The organism is Desulfitibacter alkalitolerans DSM 16504, from assembly GCF_000620305.1.
In the GTDB taxonomy this organism is placed as follows: domain Bacteria; phylum Bacillota; class DSM-16504; order Desulfitibacterales; family Desulfitibacteraceae; genus Desulfitibacter; species Desulfitibacter alkalitolerans.
The window spans coordinates 59,549-76,306 of sequence record NZ_KK211104.1 but is presented as its reverse complement, the minus strand read 5'-3'; the positions used below and the strand labels follow the sequence as shown (position 1 = coordinate 76,306).

The window sequence follows — 16,758 nt, the reverse complement described above, 5'->3', positions numbered from 1 at the left end:
GTAATTAAGAAAAATTTTGAGACCAAAAAATTTTAAATATATTTAAAACTAAAATCCCTGAAAAAAAATATGCCTTGGTGTATAATTTAGAAAGTGATACCAAAATATAAGCAAAGTATAAACAAGCATTTTAAAATAATTTGCAAAAACCTTGGAGGAATAAGCATGAAACTATGGGGCGGTCGTTTTTCTAAAGAGACAGATAAGCTTGTGGAAGACTTTCACTCATCAATTTCCTTTGATAAGAGATTGTATAAACAGGATATAAGGGGTAGTATTGCCCATGCCAGGATGCTTGGAAAATGTGGAATAATTTCAACATATGAGGCTGAACAAATTATCAGCGGATTAGAAGCTATATTAAAGGAGTTAGAAGAAGGCAAGCTTGAATTCTCCCAGGATGCAGAGGATATCCATATGAATGTGGAAACCCTTTTAATCCAAAAAATCGGGGATGTTGGCAAGAAACTCCATACTGGGCGCAGCAGAAATGATCAAGTGGCATTGGATGTAAGGCTCTATCTAAAAGAGGAAATAGTTTACATAATCCAGCTGCTTGTCAAGTTAGAAAAAACACTATTGGATCTGGCCCAAAAGTATATAAATACCATCATGCCAGGATACACCCATCTGCAGAAAGCCCAGCCAGTAACCTTTGCCCATCATTGTATGGCTTACTGGGAAATGTTTTATAGAGATATTCACAGGTTCAAGGATGCACATAAAAGAACCGATATGATGCCCCTGGGTTCCGGAGCCCTTGCAGGCACCACATTTCCCCTGGATAGGAATATGGTTAAAGAAGAGTTAGGCTTCGAGAAAATCACGCGTAACAGTATGGACGCTGTTAGTGACAGGGATTTCATAATAGAATTTAATAGTGCGGCAGCTATTCTCATGATGCATTTAAGCAGATTTTGTGAGGAGCTTATTATCTGGTCCAGTGATGAGTTCAGGTTTATAGAAATGGATGATGCCTTTAGCACAGGCAGCAGCATCATGCCCCAGAAGAAAAACCCTGATGTAGCTGAGCTTGTTCGCGGCAAGACCGGCAGGGTCTATGGAAATCTGGTGACCATACTTACAGTAATGAAGGGTTTGCCATTAGCCTACAATAAGGATATGCAGGAGGACAAGGAAAGCTTATTCGATACAATTGATACCGTAAAGGGATGCCTGATTACCTTTACCCCAATGCTTGCTACCATCACAGTAAAAGAAAGGATAATGAAGGAAGGGGCAAGGGGAGGCTTTGGAGGTGCTACAGATGTGGCTGATTATCTTGTTACCAAGGGAGTACCCTTTAGAGAGGCCCACAAGATTGTTGGTGAACTGGTTGCATATTGCATTAGTAAGGGAATAGATTTAGAAGGGTTAAGTCTGGAAGAATATAAAGATTTTTCCCCAGCAATTGAAAATGATATTTTTGAAAAGGTAAATATTGAAAATGTCGTGGCAAAAAGAAATGTTGCAGGGGGGCCAGCCCCTGAGCAGGTGGCAGCACATATAAATACTGCAAGGAAATTATTAAATGAAATTTAAATTAATTCCTCCAAAACTATTGACAAAAAGCTTAAGTCTGAATAAAATAGAATTACAGAATAATTGTATGCAGAAATACAAACATGGATGAACGCAAAAATGTAAAGGTACAGTATAACATGGTACTTTTTCATAAAGGCAAGGCAAATATGAGAAAGGAGGAATTAAAATGGTAAATTTAGACCATGTTAAAAGGTTAGTTGAAGAAGTGGAGGCCAGCCAGGCTGCTAATGTAAAGAAGAAGGTTGTACAGAGTGCTGAGGAATTAAAGAAGGTATTGACCAATGAGGATATAAAGATGAAATATGATTGGACTGGTGACAGGGAACACATTAAGAGAGTTATCGGCGTAGCATCAACCAGACCTGAATCTGTTATTCTAGGTGAAGTTACTCAATTCGAGAAGTTAGACTATAACAAATCTACTTATTTAGATAGAAAAGAGATTCCTCCTAGTTTTGATCCCGATGCAAAATACGCTATTCTGGTCCATGAAATTGATGAAATTAACTATAGACATGACTATCAGCATGAAGAAACATATACACTCTATACTTATAATGATGTAATTTAAAAATTTAACATACACAAAAGGCCTGGCTGATGCCAGGTTTTTTGATTCCTTTTTTGATTCCATATGTAAATTAGAGGCCCCTTAATTACAATAATTTCCATGCAATCTTGCTAAAAAATAAAAAAATTAATATTGAACTTTGACAATAATTATGTTCTAATTATCATTGCAAGTTATTGTGTTTATTGAGAAAGGCGGTGAGCTCGATGTTAAATCATCAGTCAAAAACTCCAGTATTTGATGCAGTAAAAAAATACATGACAGACAATACAATACCTTTTCATGTACCAGGTCACAAACAAGGCAGGGGAATACCTGAGTTTTGTGAGTTTGTAGGTAAAAATACCCTGGGTATAGATTTAACATGCTTGCCGGATACCGATAATATTTGTAACCCAACAGGAGTTATTGCTGAAGCAGAAGAATTGGCCGCAAAAGCCTTTGGAGCTGACAAGGCTTATTTTCTTGTAAATGGAACTACAAATGGTATTCAGGCTATGATCATGTCTGTTTGCAAACCAGGTGATAAAATTATTCTACCAAGAAATGCCCATAAATCAGCCTTTGGAGGTTTGATTATCAGTGGAGCTATTCCCATTTATGTAAGGCCAGAAATGGATCTAGAATATGGCATATCAACAGGTGTTTCAGTAGAAACCTTAAAGGCTGCATTAGATCAACATCCAGATGCAAAGGGTATATTTATAATTAATCCAAACTACTATGGTACTGCTTCCAAGTTAGAGGAAATAGTTGAACTAGCTCATAGCTATGGGGTGCCAGTTCTAGTGGACGAAGCCCATGGTGCTCACCTCCATCTATCAGATGAGCTGCCATTATCAGCCATGCAGGCTGGAGCAGATATTGCTGCCAGCTCCACACATAAGCTTTTAGGCTCCATGACTCAAAGCTCCATGCTGCTTATAAAAAGCAAGTTAATCAGTCCACAAAGGGTCAAGGCAGTTCTCAATATTACCCAGACCACCAGTCCTTCCTATGTGTTAATGTCATCCCTGGATGTTGCAAGGAAGCAAATTGCACTAAGAGGCGACGAACTAATAAGAAAAACCCTGGAACTAGCTAGATGGGCTAGACAAGAAATGTGCAAAATACCAGGCATTAAGCTGTTTGAACCTGAAGAAGAAACCTGTGGTTGCAAAAAATATGATATTACCAAGCTGACTATCAATGTTAAAAGCCTTGGTTTATCGGGCTATGACATGGAAAGAATATTAAGGAGAGATTATAGGATTCAGGTTGAGCTTGCTGACCTTTATAATGTGATATTTTTACTAACCCTTGCAGATGATGAATATACAATTAAATATCTAATTAACTCCTGCAGGGAAATTGCAGAGGGCAGACAGTTAGAAAAAATACTTAAATATGTACCGCCATGGCCAGCAATTCCAACAGTGTCAGTTTCACCAAGGGATGCCATGTACAGCGAAACAAAAAGGGTTCCCCTTATTGAAGCTGTAGGAGAGGTTAGTGCAGAAATGATAATGGCTTATCCCCCTGGAATACCTTTAGTGTGTCCTGGTGAGTATATTAGTAAAGAAACCATTGATTATGTTCAGGTCCTAAAAAATGAACAGGCAGATTTACAGGGAACTGAGGATCCAAAGATTAATTATATCAAGGTGCTAAAGCCTGCCTTATCACTTGCCAGGGTAGGAGATCAGATAAGCTAATAGATTTTGAAACCAATGGAGGTGTCATAATGATTTGGGGTGTGGTTTTTGGTGTAGGTGTTGTTGCAGCTCTAGTTTATTATGTGCAGAGACAAAGTAAGGATCCAGGCTATAATATGTTCCCTCATAATGTGATTGAAAGAACTAACCTTACTGAAGAAAACAACTAAAAACAACTAACAAAAAGCTTAAAACCAAATAGATAAAACAAAAGGGGTGCCTATACTTTGATGTATGGTACCCCTTATTTCTTTTTCCTTGCTTAATTTCCTTATTCAAAATCTATTCTATTCTTCCAATTCTATCTAGGGGCCAGTATCTAAAGAATACCTTGCCCTTAACATCATCTAATGACAACCAATCTAACCATAGATGACTATCATAGCTATAGTTTCTATTATCCCCTAACACAAAAAGACTGTCTGCTGGAACCTGTGTGGGAGGGTATTCATAATTAGGAAGCTCATTAATATAATCTTCCTGTACAGCTTCACCATTGATATACAGTACTCCATTAGTTACCTCTACTATATCGCCTGGCATGGCAATTAATCTTTTAACATAGTCGTACTGGGAGTCCACACTTGGGGGAGGTTCAAATATTATAATATCGCCCCTTTGCATTTCACCAAATTTATAACTCAGCTTGTTAACAAGCAGTCTGTCCTTTATCTGTAGGGTAGGATGCATTGATGAGCTGGGTACATAGCGGCTGTCCATTACATAGGCCTTCAATAATAATGCAAAAATAATTGCCAGGACAATTTCATTCAATAGTATCTTTTTGACCAGTGTTCTAAAAGTTCCCATTTATTAGGCTGCCTCCTTTGGGTTACGCAAACATTATACTACTCTATTTGTTTTATGGAAAGCCTTTTATCATGAATTCAACTCTGAATTAAACTCTTATAAATATTCAAAACTTGCTATATTTCCAGCTTTGTCCTAAAATATTTGAAAGGAGGTTTTTATGATGGACTTTAAAAAAGTGGTTGAAGAAAGAAGAAGCATTCGCAAGTTCAAGTCAAATACAATTCCAGTGGAAGACATTAGAGAGATAATTAGAATGGGGACATTAGCACCTAGTGCTCATAATAACCAGAACTGGTTCTTTAAAGCAGTATATAATAAAGAAATAAATGACAAGGCTTCTAAAACAGTGCTGGAAAAAATTGATGCCATTGTAGAAAAATATGAAATTAATGAGTCTGTAAAGGGGTGGAGATGGTACAGCTCCTTTTTCAATAATGCCCCTGTAGTCATATATGTCTTTTACAGCCACTCACAGGGCTTTATGGAGGAACTTGTTGGACACAAAATAGATCCTCATGAGATAGCTAGATTAAGTGCTCAACCAGGTATCCAAAGTATAGGTGGGGCAATCCAGAATATCCTGCTAGCTGCAGCTGATATGGGCTATGGTGCCTGCTGGATGACTGCTCCCAATGTAGCAGCAAGAGAAATTGAGGGGCTTTTAGGGGTCCCAGAAGAATTGAAGCTGGCAGCAGTTATTCCTGTAGGGGTTCCCTTGGAAGTTCCCCAGGCTCGCCCTAGAAAGCCTTTAAATGAGGTAATGGAGATTGTAGAATAATGATAGAATTAGATAACAAAGAATTGCTTGAGATTGGTTTACATATTACAGATGAAGTTTCCTGCCATGTGAAAAAGCTTTTGAGTAAAAATATAAAGCTTCACACCCATTTTGACAGGGTAAATTCATCTGGGGACAAGATTACCCTTTTTGACCAGGAGGTTAATGAAAGGATTATTACAATACTTAAAAATCTACCCCAAATTCATCCCCTGATAATTATAAGTGAAGAAACTGGGGTAGAGGTGATAGGTTCAGGAAACCCATACTATTTTGTGGTGCTTGATCCTGTGGATGGTTCAAATAACATTAGACCTTTTTTCACACCTTCTCCAAACATTGCCATGTCCATTGCAGTAGGCTATTTTAGGGACCTTTATGAAAGGCCTTTAACTGAGGCTATAAGGGTAAGTGTTCACAGGGAAATCTTTGGCCAAAGGGTTTTCTATGGTTTAACGGGTCAAGGCGCTTTTTTTACAGATGGCAGTATCACTTGGCCCATTAAAGCCTCTCCAATCAATTCGTTAAAAGAGAAATGTATTATTGGTATTGACTTTGATAATAAAAATGAAATTTCTCATACTCTGCAGGGGTTGGTTTCGTCACATATTATCCAGCGCAGACTGGGAAGCTCACACTTGGATCTATGTCAGGTTGCTTGTGGCCAATATGATGGATATATATCTGATTCAGCCAGATTAAAGGTGACAGACGTGTGCCAATCTCACCATCTGGTAAATGAGGCAGGTGGAATCTATGCTTATCAGATTTTTTACAAGGGCAAAGCTGCGCCACAATATCATGGGGACTATTTGACAAAGGTTATAAATAACCAGAGTCTCCTTAGAGATTTAAGATTTAAGGTCATAGCTGCAGGCACCCATGAATTATTTGAGGAATTAAGCCCGGTATTTAAAAGTTAATAGCAAATCTCCTGTTAACTTTTTACCAGGAGATTTTTGCTTTTTTACTGTAAATCCTGCAATATAAAGAAGGATTCTAAAAAATAAAATAGAAATAAAGCAAGGAGATAAATGAACCACGGTTCATTTATTTTAATTATTAGTTTTTAAGTGTTTTAATTAATTTTTCAGTTAATTATTTTAAATTAAGTACAAAAGGGAGAGTTGGTAATAATGAATATAAGGAATAAGAGAATAATTATAATAATTGCTATTTTATTGATGTCTGCTTTAATTGCAGGCTGTGGCAATTCACAAACTAGTGAACCCAAAGCAGAAAACATTATCAGAATAGGAATATTTCCAATAGGTGATATGCTTCCCCTTGTCGTAGGAATTGAAGAAGGTTATTTTGCAGAAAAGGACTTAAAGGTTGAACTGGTTCCCTTCCAAAGTGCAGTAGAAAAAGAAAGTGCCTTTCAGTCTGGTAATCTTGATGGTATAATAACAGATATAATTGTAGCATATTCTTTAAAGGCTGCTGGAGTTCCTATAAAAATTGGCTCCCTGACCACAGGTGTTACCCCTGAAGAGGGCCCTTTTGGTATTGTAGCAGCACCTGAATCAGGAATAAATAGCCTGCTGGACTTACAAGGGAAAAAAGTAGGCATCTCATTTAATACCATTATTGAATATGTGCTGGATGGTCTCCTTGACCAGGAAGGCTTGAATGAGGACTTTGTTGAAAAGGTTTCAGTACCTAAAATACCTGTCAGAATGGAAATGCTGATGAACGGCCAGCTGGATGCTGCCGTTTTGCCGGAACCTTTGCTGACATTTGCCCAGTTTCAAGGGGCAGCATTAATTGCAGATGATACTTCAGGTGAAAACCTTTCACAGGTAGTATTAGTCTTTCATTCACAATTTGTTGAAAAAAACCTGAATCAGCTTAAAGACTTTTATGAAGCATATGCTCAAGCTGTAGATGCAATTAATTCTAACCCTGAAAAGTATCATGAACTATTTATAGCAGAGACTAGGGTTCCAGAAGCAATAAAGGATATTTATCCCGTACCCGTATTTCCCAGACCTCAGCTTCCTGAACAACGGGACATGGAAAAGGTAAATAATTGGCTTATGGAGAAGGAGCTGCTGAGTATTCCTATAAAATATGAGGATTTGATAATTGATGGACTTTATTAAAAATCATAAAAGCACAGTCCCTTTTGCCCAGCTTAAATCCTTAAGTGTGGTATATGACCAGAAGGGTGAGCAGGTAGAAGCTGTAAGGGATGTAAGCCTGGACATTAGACCTGGGGAATTTGGTGTAATAATTGGACCTTCAGGGTGTGGAAAAAGCACACTATTATACGTACTGTCTGGGCTTCTTAAACCCCAGGAAGGGGAGGTTTATATTGACGGGCAGGCACTTACTTCAAGAAGAAATGATACAACCCTTATTCTTCAGGATTATGGGCTGTTACCCTGGAAAACAGTTGAACAAAATGTTGCCCTGGGTCTTTTAATTAGAGGATATTCAAAAGGTGAAGCCAGAAAGCGGGTAAACACAATACTAACTGATTTAGCTATTGATGCCCTTGCCAAACGTTTTCCTGCCCAGTTAAGTGGCGGACAAAGACAACGGGTTGCCATAGCGAGGAGCCTGGCTCTAAAGCCCAGGCTTCTTCTTATGGATGAACCATTTTCCTCGTTAGATGCTTTGACAAGGGAAAGCCTGCAGGGGTTATTGCTAGACATCTGGGAGAAAACAAAGTTAAGTATTCTCCTTGTTACCCATAATATTGAAGAAGCAGTTTTCATGGGTCAACGCATATTTGTTATGTCCAAGAACCCAGGAACAATAATCAATATAGTAGACAATCCCATGGCTGGAGATATTTCCTATAGAGGCAAAAAGGAATTCTATGACGGGTGCGCCTATTTACGATCTCTGCTGCAGTAGTCTAAATTATTTATTGATAATCGGGTGAGCAAATGCAAAAAAATGGCAATAAAATTAAGGGAATCACTACTAAAATATTTGACTCCCAGTCCTACATTATAGCGGTAGCTGTTTTGCTCGTTATATGGTGGGTTGTTTCTGTGCTGATTAATAAGCCCGTGCTGCCAACCCCAGGTGCTGCCTTATTGGAGTTTTATTTTCAGCTTCAAATGGGACTAGTACATCATGCCTGGGTTAGCTTCTATAGAATTGGCGTGAGTTTGTTCCTTGCCCTGGTCATTGGTGTACCCCTGGGTATCTTGCTGGGCACTCATAAAAGACTAGATTCATATATTGCCCCAATGGTATATTTAACTTATCCTATCCCCAAAATAGTTTTTCTGCCAGTGTTATTAATTCTCCTTGGATATGGGGACAGTTCAAAAATATTTTTAATTACGCTCATTGTCTTTTACCAGATACTTGTTACCACTAGGGATGCAGCAAGGGGGATAGACCCCGGGCTAATTATGTCAGTAAAATCTCTAGGTGCTGGATACTGGCACTTATATTTTCATGTTTATTTCTTAGGCTGTCTTCCAGAAATATTAACTGCTTTGAGGGTTGCATTAGGTACCGCTATTGCTGTACTATTTATAGCAGAGGCATATGCTACCCAGGAGGGTCTTGGCTATTTTATCATGGACTCCATGGGTAGATTTAATTACTCTAGAATGTTTGCAGGAATCATTGGTATGGCATTGCTGGGGTTTTTCATGTATATTGTGATAGACCTTTTTGAAAAGGTGTTCTGCAGGTGGAAACACCTGAAAAAGTAGGTTAATAAAGGATTTACTCTGTTTAAAGTAGAACATTTATAAACTGTAAATTCTAAAACTAAGAGATATTACAAATTAAAACCAATGGAGCACTGGATATGACTAAAACTAATATACGTAATATGCTTTTTTTATTTCTGATAACATTTGCTTTCTTTTTAAGCCTGGACATACTGCAGCTTCCTTTCCCTCTTTATATTGAAGGCCTGGGAGGGAGCCCGCGTACAATTGGTTGGCTAATAGGTATAACTGGGATAATGACAGTTATAGTTAGACCATTAATGGGTGCCTGGAGTGATGTTCACGGTAAAAAGGGAATACTTATTATAGGTATGCTTGCCTGGTTTTTATCTCCCCTGTTCCTGCTTATGGGAGATAGTTTTTTATGGATAGCTATGATTAGAATATTTCAAAGCATAGGCATGGCAGGGGTAGTCCTTGCCACCCAGGCCCTTATGGCAGAGCAGGTTGAGCAGGAAAAGAGAGGTCAGGCACTAGCACTTCAGGGTATAGGAGATGCTTCTGCTATTATTATTGGGCCCCTTATTGGATTTTTGCTGGCAGAATACTATGGCTTTAACTGGGTTTTCCTTGTGGCTGCATTGGTTGCGGCTGTTGGACTGGTACTAACCCTTGGCGTCAAAGAAGAGAAAGGGCCGATTAACCCTTCCAAGAAAGAAGTAATGAAAAGGCCAAAAAGGTCAAAAAGATCATGGAAGGAACTGGTTAAGGATCCTCTTTTGCTTGTGCCAACAACAATTGGCCTTGCAATAGCATTTTCCTTTGGTGCTATACTAATTTTCATGGCAGTATTTGCTAACCAGCTGGGTGTTGCCAATATAGGATATTTATTTGCCTTCCTGGGAGTCTTCCTGGTAATGGGAAGATATGTAGTAGGCAGGATTTCCGATAAGGTTGGCAGGGAAATAGTCATATTACCCACAATACTTTCAACAGCCGCCGGTATGTATATAATTGCCTTTTTCCCTGGGGACATATATTTTTATATTGCTTGTGCTTTAATAGGCTTGGGCTTTGGTGGAGGACATACAGGACTAATAGCTTTTACCGTAGACAACTGTTCACCAGAAAACAGGGGCTTTACCATTTCTTTTTTCGGCAATGCTTTTGATCTGGGCATATCCCTGTCAGGGTTTATTTTGGGTGTAATAGCAAGCCTTACGTCATATAATATAGCTTTTTTTGCTGGAGGAACATTAACAGTTGTTTTAGGGTGTTTAGTGTGGTTTTTTTACCTATCGTATAAGGTTAAGATAGGTAATGGAAGAAAAATAGACATATAAAACGAGAGGTGGCAGATTATGAATGAAAATATGATTAAACAATTGCTCTTGGCTGTTAAAACAGGGGAAATGGATATTGAGCAGGCCGTTTGCCAGTTTAAAAACCTGCCTTTTGAGGACCTGGGCTATGCAAAAATAGATCACCATAGACAGCTTAGAAAGGGTTTTCCAGAAGTAATCTATGGTGAAGGAAAAACTTCCGAGCACATAGTAAATATCATGAAAAAGCTAAAGGAAAGAAGCTGTAGTAATGTGCTGGCAACTAGAATCAACAAAGAAGTCTATGAGGTAATAAAGGAGCAGCTGCCAGAGGCAAAGTATTATCAAGATGCAAGGATTCTCATGATTGAACAAGGCGAGAAGAAGGCTCGAGGGTGTATTGTAATTCTTAGTGCAGGCACCTCAGATTTACCAGTTGCAGAGGAAGCGGCCATTACAGCTGAAGCCATGGGGAATAATGTTGTACGCATCTATGATACAGGTGTGGCAGGTATTCACAGACTTCTTGCCCAAAGGGAGAGACTCAACCAAGCAAAGGTAATAATCGTGGTAGCTGGAATGGAAGGGGCCCTGGCAAGTGTAGTGGGTGGTTTAGTTGACAAGCCCATAATAGCAGTTCCTACCAGTGTTGGTTATGGTACAAGCTTTAATGGTCTTTCTGCTTTATTGACCATGCTAAATAGCTGTGCAAGTGGGGTTAGTGTTGTAAATATTGATAATGGCTTTGGGGCGGCATATTCAGCTTCCTTGATTAATGCCCTGGGGGAAGAATAAGAAAAGAGTGAAAAATTTGTTGAGTAATTATATATAACTGGAAGGCAGGTAAGCTATTTGAATAGGATACTATATTTTGACTGTTCAGCTGGAGCTAGTGGAGACATGACATTAGGAGCCCTTTTGCATCTGGGAGTAAAAGTTGATGATTTAAATGCAGAGCTTGGCAAGCTGCCAGTTAAAGGCTTTCAAGTAAGTGTACAAAAGGTTAAGAAAAGGGGAATTGAGGCCCTTAAGGCAGAAGTGCTCATAACTGAAGAGGATGCACCCCACAGGGGACTTACTACAATTAAAAACATCATAAATGAAAGCACCCTGGATGGAAAGGTAAAGGATATAGCTATTAAAATCTTCACTAAATTGGGGGAAGCAGAAGCAAAGATCCACGGTACTACAGTTGATAAAATTCACTTTCATGAGGTGGGCGCCATTGATGCAATAGTGGATATAGTTGGCACTGCAATCCTTATAGACAGGCTGCAGATTGATGAAGTGTATGCCTCATCAATCCATACTGGAAGCGGTTTTGTTACCTGTCAGCATGGAATAATGCCCATACCTGCGCCAGCAACCCTGGAGCTTCTAAAGGGCGTACCTATCTACTCTACGGAAATTAAGGGAGAATTAACAACTCCTACGGGAGCGGCTATTTTAAGTACCCTGGCAAAGGAATTTGGCAGGATGCCATTAATGAAAGTAGATAGGATAGGCTATGGAGCAGGTACTAAAGATCTAGCTATACCAAATGTCCTGAGAGTGTCCCTCGGTTACTTGCAGGAGGGGCAGGATAGCAGTAATCAGGAGGCGTGCCTTGACCACCACCAACAGTGGATGCTGGAATGCAACATAGATGATATGAATCACGAATTTATAGACCATATCATGGGCAGGCTTTTCCAGGCAGGAGCTAGGGATGTTTACATAACACCAATTCAGATGAAAAAGAACCGCCCGGCATTAAAGCTGAGTGTATTATATGGTAAGGAAATAGAAGAAAAGGTATTCTCAATAATCTTTACAGAAACTACTAGTATAGGTATAAGAAAATATCCCGTGGAAAAAGTTATGCTCGACAGAAAAACCCAAAGTGTAGAAACACCCTGGGGTAATGTTAATGTAAAGCTAGCGTATTATAAAGGGGATTTGGCAAATATAGCCCCTGAATATGAGGACTGTAAAAGACTGGCAGAAAAAACCGGACTGCCAATAAAACACATTTATTCGGAAGTAAATAACTTAATAAAAAATATGCTGTAGGTAGTTTATAGATTATCCATAGGCATAGAAAAAAGGGTTGGGCCAAAAACAAAAACTTTAGGCCAACCCTTTTTTCAGTTATATTATATATGAGGGGAGGAGGTTGTTAATGTTTTATTCTTCACTACCATGGACCCAATCCAATTCATGATCAGGAACATCAAAAACAGTATCAGCTGAAGGAAGCTTTTCCTTATACATAAATTCAGGCAGTCTATCATCTATATTTCTAAAACCTGCGTTAGAATTGAAATTCCTTTCTGCGGTTATTGTATCTATACTTAATTGAATTAGGCTGCTTTCATTTAGGGTAAGACCATATCTTGCATTAACCAGATTTGCTAAAGTTTGAATGTGGATACCCAGGCTGGGCATTGTAAACATGCACATCCCCAATGAATCAAATAGGGTCATTGTTCTCTGGGATTTTCTTGAAGCCTGGGCCTGGCCGTCAGGTTTTCTATGATCTACTTGTGCTCTCAAGGTTGAACCTGCAGTATGGTCAGCACCCATTGGAGTAGTAGAATAAGTTACCCCAAGACCCTTTAATCCCCTTGGATCATATGCTGCCAGTGCCTGTCCTTTAACTGTTGGAATCCTTTTTACACCAAGAACCCTGCCAGTTATAAGAGTTCCGTTTCCTATTAACCTGCCTAAAATGGTATTGTCTCTAATACTTTCTACTAATTCTATTGTCTTTACGCCATCACCAAAGGGCAGAATACCAGCTTCCATGGCAACTCCTACGGCAGCTCCTGTTTCTATGGTATCAATGCCAATATCATTACAGAGGTAATTTAGTTTGGCAATGGTATCCAGATTATCTATGCCCAGATTAGAGCCCATTAAACCTATGGTTTCATATTCCAGGGGAGCCACTAATTCATTGCCGCTGGCATCTGGGTAAATATTTGAACAGCCAACTATACAGCCTGGCATGCACCTATGGCTGGTTCTGCCCTGGCCGCCACGACTTTTAATAAGCTCAAACATGGTCTCGCCAGAGATATTGTCTGCACCTTCAAACTGGCCATTGCTAAAATTTCTAGTAGGCAAACAACCCATGTTGTTTGTTATGTTTACTAATGCAGCTGTTCCATAGTCCCTGTAAACAGATATGGATGGATGTTCTTTAATAAACTGTACAACCTGCTTGCTTTCTTCAAAAAACTTTTCCTTATCATAATAAGAAATGAAGTTAAGGTCAGAATTTAGAATGACTATGGCTTTAAGACCCTTTGTTCCCATAACTGCACCTAGGCCGCCGCGGCCATTAACCCTGCTTGGACGGCAATCAGGATCAGTATTGGCTATACATGCAGTTCGTAGTCCAAGCTCTCCGGCAGGACCTACTGTTATATATCCGCTGCTGCTTCCATATTTTTCTCTCAACTTATTAACTAGTTCATAATTCCCAAGTGATGCAAGTTCATCTGCACTAACAAGGATCCCCTTTTGTCCATCTATAACTAAAATATATAATCCCTTTTGGGCTTGACCTTCAACAATAATTGCTTTTAAGCCAATTTTAGCTAGTTTATGTCCTGTTACACCTCCTGCATTACTTTCCTTAATTGTTCCAGTTAAAGGACTCTTGGCACCAATTGAAATCCTGCCGGATAATGGTACATTCGTGCCTCCCAACAATCCAGGAGCAATAATAACCTTATTTTCACTTCCCAATGGATCACAGCTAGCTGGAACTTCATCGCAAACTATTTGTGATGTAAGTGCCCTGCCTCCAAGTTTTTGATACTTTTCTAGAACATCTTCTAAAGAAACTTTTTGATTAGTCATATTTACTCTTAAAATCTTATCCATTCAGCACTCTCCCTTCTAGGAAATTTTTTTTGCAACATTACGCAATATGCCTAGATTATCTATGGCAATCTCAATAATATCATTATCGACTAGTGTGAAATCATCAGGTGGCACAATACATGTTCCAGTTAATAACACCGTTCCATGCCATAAATGATTATCCCTTTTCAAAAAGGACACCAGCTCTTCTAATGATCGTTTTAATTGAGACGTGTTGGCTGTCTGTTCAAAAACAGTTTCATCATTTCTTATAATCTTGCATGAAATGTTTAGGTCTAGCGGATTACTAATCTCTTCTGCAAGCGCCAGGATAGGACCAAGTGAACATGCATTCTTAAAAAACTTGGCCTGGGGGAGGTATAGAGGGTTTTCTCCTTCTATGTCACGGGAACTCATGTCATTACCAATTAAATATCCTACAATATTTCCTGTACCATCAATTACTAATCCAAGCTCTGGTTCGGGAACCATCCAGTTTGAATCGCTGCGCAGGCCAACCCAATCATTGGTACCAACTATTCGCTGGGGAGTTGCTTTTAAAAATATTTCTGGTCTTTCAGCATCATAGACCCTGTCATAGATGCTTTTTGCCACAGTTTCAAATTCTCTTGCTTCACGGCTGCGCATATATGTAACACCTGCACACCATACTTCTGGCGGATTAAAAGGAACTGTTAAATATGGTTTATTGGAGTTTGGCTGGATATATAGTTCATCATAAAGATAAGTGTCCAGGGATTTCAAATCATCTGGATTAACAATATTTCCAAGAAATTCACTAACACTAGTATTTTGTTCAACCGCCTTTTCCAGAAGGTATATAAAGTTTTCTTTTCCCTCTGGCAGCATTGGGGTAATATCATACACCTCATTATTAATCAAGATTCCTAATCTGGTAACGTTTTCAGGTAAAACAAATTGCACAAGCTTCATGCAGCAGCACCCCCTATTGGTTTCTCATTGTGAAACAAGATTTCTTATATAGTAACATAATTGTAACATGGTAATAAAGGTTTGCCAACAATAAAACTTTTAAATCTTAAATAAATTGAATTTAAAAAAAATTTAAAAAACCAGAAGGATTTTTAAAAAATAGATAGAATAACTTTATTGTTTAATATAATGAATATAAATTTCGCATTGCGAAACAATTTAAGAACCAATTAATTGTTATAACAGTCAAATTATTTTTATAATTTTAAGCTCAATAAAAAGCTGTGAAAGTGATAAATATAACCTGTAATTTTAAGATTCAAATAAATAAATTATACGAGGGGGTGTTTGAAATATGAAATAAAGAAAATCTAAATCTTATATACAGTCCTGTTTTGGTGATCTCTTTTTCGAGCTTACCTCGGATTATTTTGTGGCTAAGTTATGTTTTGTTACTATAAAAAAGTAAATACATATGTTCTATGTTAAGCAAAAAAAGAAAGGGATGATAAATTAATGAAGAAAACAAATATACTTCTTTTAGTTTTGTTGCTAGCTGCATTAAGCTTGGCTTTAGTAGGATGTGGTGCTGGTGAAGAAAAAGACTTAAAAAAGTCAACAGATAAAGTATACACAATAAAAATTGCAAGCTATTTTGCAACGGAACACCCACAGATAGTAGCTATACGAGAAACTTTTAAGCCATATGTGGAGTCAGAAACAGGGGGGAAAATAAAGGTAGAGATTTATGAGAATTCTGTATTAGGTGGAGAGGAACAATTTATTGATGGTGTTAAAAACGGCACAATAGAAATGGCTATTACAGGACTGCTTATTGCCAAAGATGAACCAATGTTAGGGGTTTTGGAGATTCCATATATTTTTAGAGACTATGACCATGCTAAAAAGGTTTTAGAAAGTGAAATCGGTAATGAACTGACTGAAGGCTTTATTGCGAAAATGGGTTTTAGAAGTCTAGGTTGGACAGCTAATGGGTTTCGAGTTGTGTCTTCAAACAAAGAAATTCAAAAATTTGAGGATTTTCGAGGATTTAGGCTGAGAGTACCAAATGCAGACCGCTTCATTAAAATGGCAGAAGCCTTAGGAGCTAATGCATTACCGATGCCTATGCCTGAAGTTTTCACAGCGCTGGAGCAAAAAGTAATTGACGGACAAGAGAACCCTTACGCTACTTTAAGAGCATCAGGTTGGTGGGAAGCACAAAAATTCGTGGTAGATACAAGGCATATTTTTGGACCTAATTTATATATCATTAATGAAAATTTTTTCCAGACCCTAGATTCAGAACTTCAAGAAATAGTTAAAGAAGGTGCAAAAAGGGCTGCAGAGCATCAGTGGGAATTACTTAAAAATTCAGAGGCTTTAGATATCAAATTCTTGGAAGAGAACGGTTTGAAAGTTATCTATCCTGATGCAGAATTTAAACAAAAATTAATTGACTCTCAAAAGCCTGTTCATGAATGGTTCTTTAATATGGTGCCAGGTAGTGAACAAATGGTAGAGCGGATTAAAGCAGTACAATAACTAACCAATTAGAATATTGCCTCTGCAACCTCGCAGAGGC

General features: G+C 38.4%; 16 protein-coding genes. 13 read left to right on the top strand and 3 right to left on the bottom strand.

What is annotated here, in order from left to right; all coding sequences use genetic code 11:
• The first annotated feature begins 165 nt into the window (after positions 1–165).
• The 4 genes from argH to K364_RS26830 all read left to right on the top strand — a co-directional run bounded on the left by argH (position 166) and on the right by K364_RS26830 (position 3,980).
• Positions 166–1,542 carry an argininosuccinate lyase gene (gene argH / locus K364_RS0118420; RefSeq protein WP_028309249.1) on the top strand — a complete coding sequence of 459 codons (1,377 nt, stop codon included), beginning with the start codon at positions 166–168 and terminating at the stop codon, positions 1,540–1,542.
• A 169-nt stretch (positions 1,543–1,711) separates the two neighbouring features.
• A complete protein-coding gene (locus K364_RS0118405) occupies positions 1,712–2,116 on the top strand; it encodes a hypothetical protein (protein ID WP_028309248.1) in 405 nt (134 codons plus the stop codon).
• Between the two features lie 206 nt (positions 2,117–2,322).
• Positions 2,323–3,810 carry an aminotransferase class I/II-fold pyridoxal phosphate-dependent enzyme gene (locus K364_RS0118400; protein ID WP_028309247.1) on the top strand — a complete coding sequence of 496 codons (1,488 nt, stop codon included), beginning with the start codon at positions 2,323–2,325 and terminating at the stop codon, positions 3,808–3,810.
• Between the two features lie 29 nt (positions 3,811–3,839).
• A complete protein-coding gene (locus K364_RS26830) occupies positions 3,840–3,980 on the top strand; it encodes a hypothetical protein (protein WP_156946528.1) in 141 nt (46 codons plus the stop codon).
• Positions 3,981–4,092: 112 nt separating this feature from the next.
• On the opposite strand, the gene lepB is transcribed toward K364_RS26830, so the two are convergent.
• On the bottom strand, positions 4,093–4,620 hold the full coding sequence (lepB, locus tag K364_RS0118390) for a signal peptidase I (protein WP_028309246.1): 528 nt from the start codon (positions 4,618–4,620) through the stop codon (positions 4,093–4,095).
• A gap of 163 nt (positions 4,621–4,783) precedes the next feature.
• Between lepB and K364_RS0118385 the strand changes: the two genes are divergently transcribed.
• The 8 genes from K364_RS0118385 to larC all read left to right on the top strand — a co-directional run bounded on the left by K364_RS0118385 (position 4,784) and on the right by larC (position 12,419).
• Complete coding sequence (locus K364_RS0118385) at positions 4,784–5,401, top strand: nitroreductase family protein (RefSeq protein ID WP_051534211.1); 618 nt, start codon at positions 4,784–4,786, stop codon at positions 5,399–5,401.
• Complete coding sequence (locus K364_RS0118380; protein ID WP_028309244.1) at positions 5,401–6,324, top strand: inositol monophosphatase family protein; 924 nt, start codon at positions 5,401–5,403, stop codon at positions 6,322–6,324. Before K364_RS0118385 ends, K364_RS0118380 begins: the two co-directional genes overlap by 1 nt.
• 213 nt (positions 6,325–6,537) lie before the next feature.
• A complete protein-coding gene (locus K364_RS0118375; RefSeq protein WP_035270226.1) occupies positions 6,538–7,506 on the top strand; it encodes an ABC transporter substrate-binding protein in 969 nt (322 codons plus the stop codon).
• The gene (locus K364_RS0118370; protein ID WP_051534248.1) at positions 7,493–8,266 is read left to right on the top strand and encodes an ABC transporter ATP-binding protein; all 774 of its coding nucleotides are present in this window, start codon (positions 7,493–7,495) and stop codon (positions 8,264–8,266) included. Before K364_RS0118375 ends, K364_RS0118370 begins: the two co-directional genes overlap by 14 nt.
• A gap of 32 nt (positions 8,267–8,298) precedes the next feature.
• On the top strand, positions 8,299–9,084 hold the full coding sequence (locus K364_RS0118365; RefSeq protein ID WP_084296056.1) for an ABC transporter permease: 786 nt from the start codon (positions 8,299–8,301) through the stop codon (positions 9,082–9,084).
• A 98-nt stretch (positions 9,085–9,182) separates the two neighbouring features.
• Positions 9,183–10,388: an MFS transporter gene (locus K364_RS0118360; RefSeq protein WP_028309240.1), complete on the top strand. Its 1,206-nt coding sequence runs from the start codon at positions 9,183–9,185 to the stop codon at positions 10,386–10,388.
• 18 nt (positions 10,389–10,406) lie between these two features.
• Complete coding sequence (larB, locus tag K364_RS0118355) at positions 10,407–11,162, top strand: nickel pincer cofactor biosynthesis protein LarB (RefSeq protein WP_028309239.1); 756 nt, start codon at positions 10,407–10,409, stop codon at positions 11,160–11,162.
• 57 nt (positions 11,163–11,219) lie between these two features.
• On the top strand, positions 11,220–12,419 hold the full coding sequence (gene larC / locus K364_RS0118350) for a nickel pincer cofactor biosynthesis protein LarC (RefSeq protein WP_028309238.1): 1,200 nt from the start codon (positions 11,220–11,222) through the stop codon (positions 12,417–12,419).
• A gap of 114 nt (positions 12,420–12,533) precedes the next feature.
• On the opposite strand, the gene K364_RS0118345 is transcribed toward larC, so the two are convergent.
• Entirely contained in the window at positions 12,534–14,240 is a 1,707-nt protein-coding gene (locus tag K364_RS0118345; RefSeq protein ID WP_028309237.1) for an aldehyde ferredoxin oxidoreductase family protein, read from the bottom strand.
• Positions 14,241–14,255: 15 nt separating this feature from the next.
• Positions 14,256–15,173 (bottom strand): fumarylacetoacetate hydrolase family protein, encoded by a 918-nt coding sequence (locus K364_RS0118340; protein ID WP_028309236.1) that lies wholly within the window; start codon positions 15,171–15,173, stop codon positions 14,256–14,258.
• A 516-nt stretch (positions 15,174–15,689) separates the two neighbouring features.
• Between K364_RS0118340 and K364_RS0118335 the strand changes: the two genes are divergently transcribed.
• A complete protein-coding gene (locus K364_RS0118335; protein ID WP_028309235.1) occupies positions 15,690–16,718 on the top strand; it encodes a TRAP transporter substrate-binding protein in 1,029 nt (342 codons plus the stop codon).
• Positions 16,719–16,758: the final 40 nt, after the last annotated feature.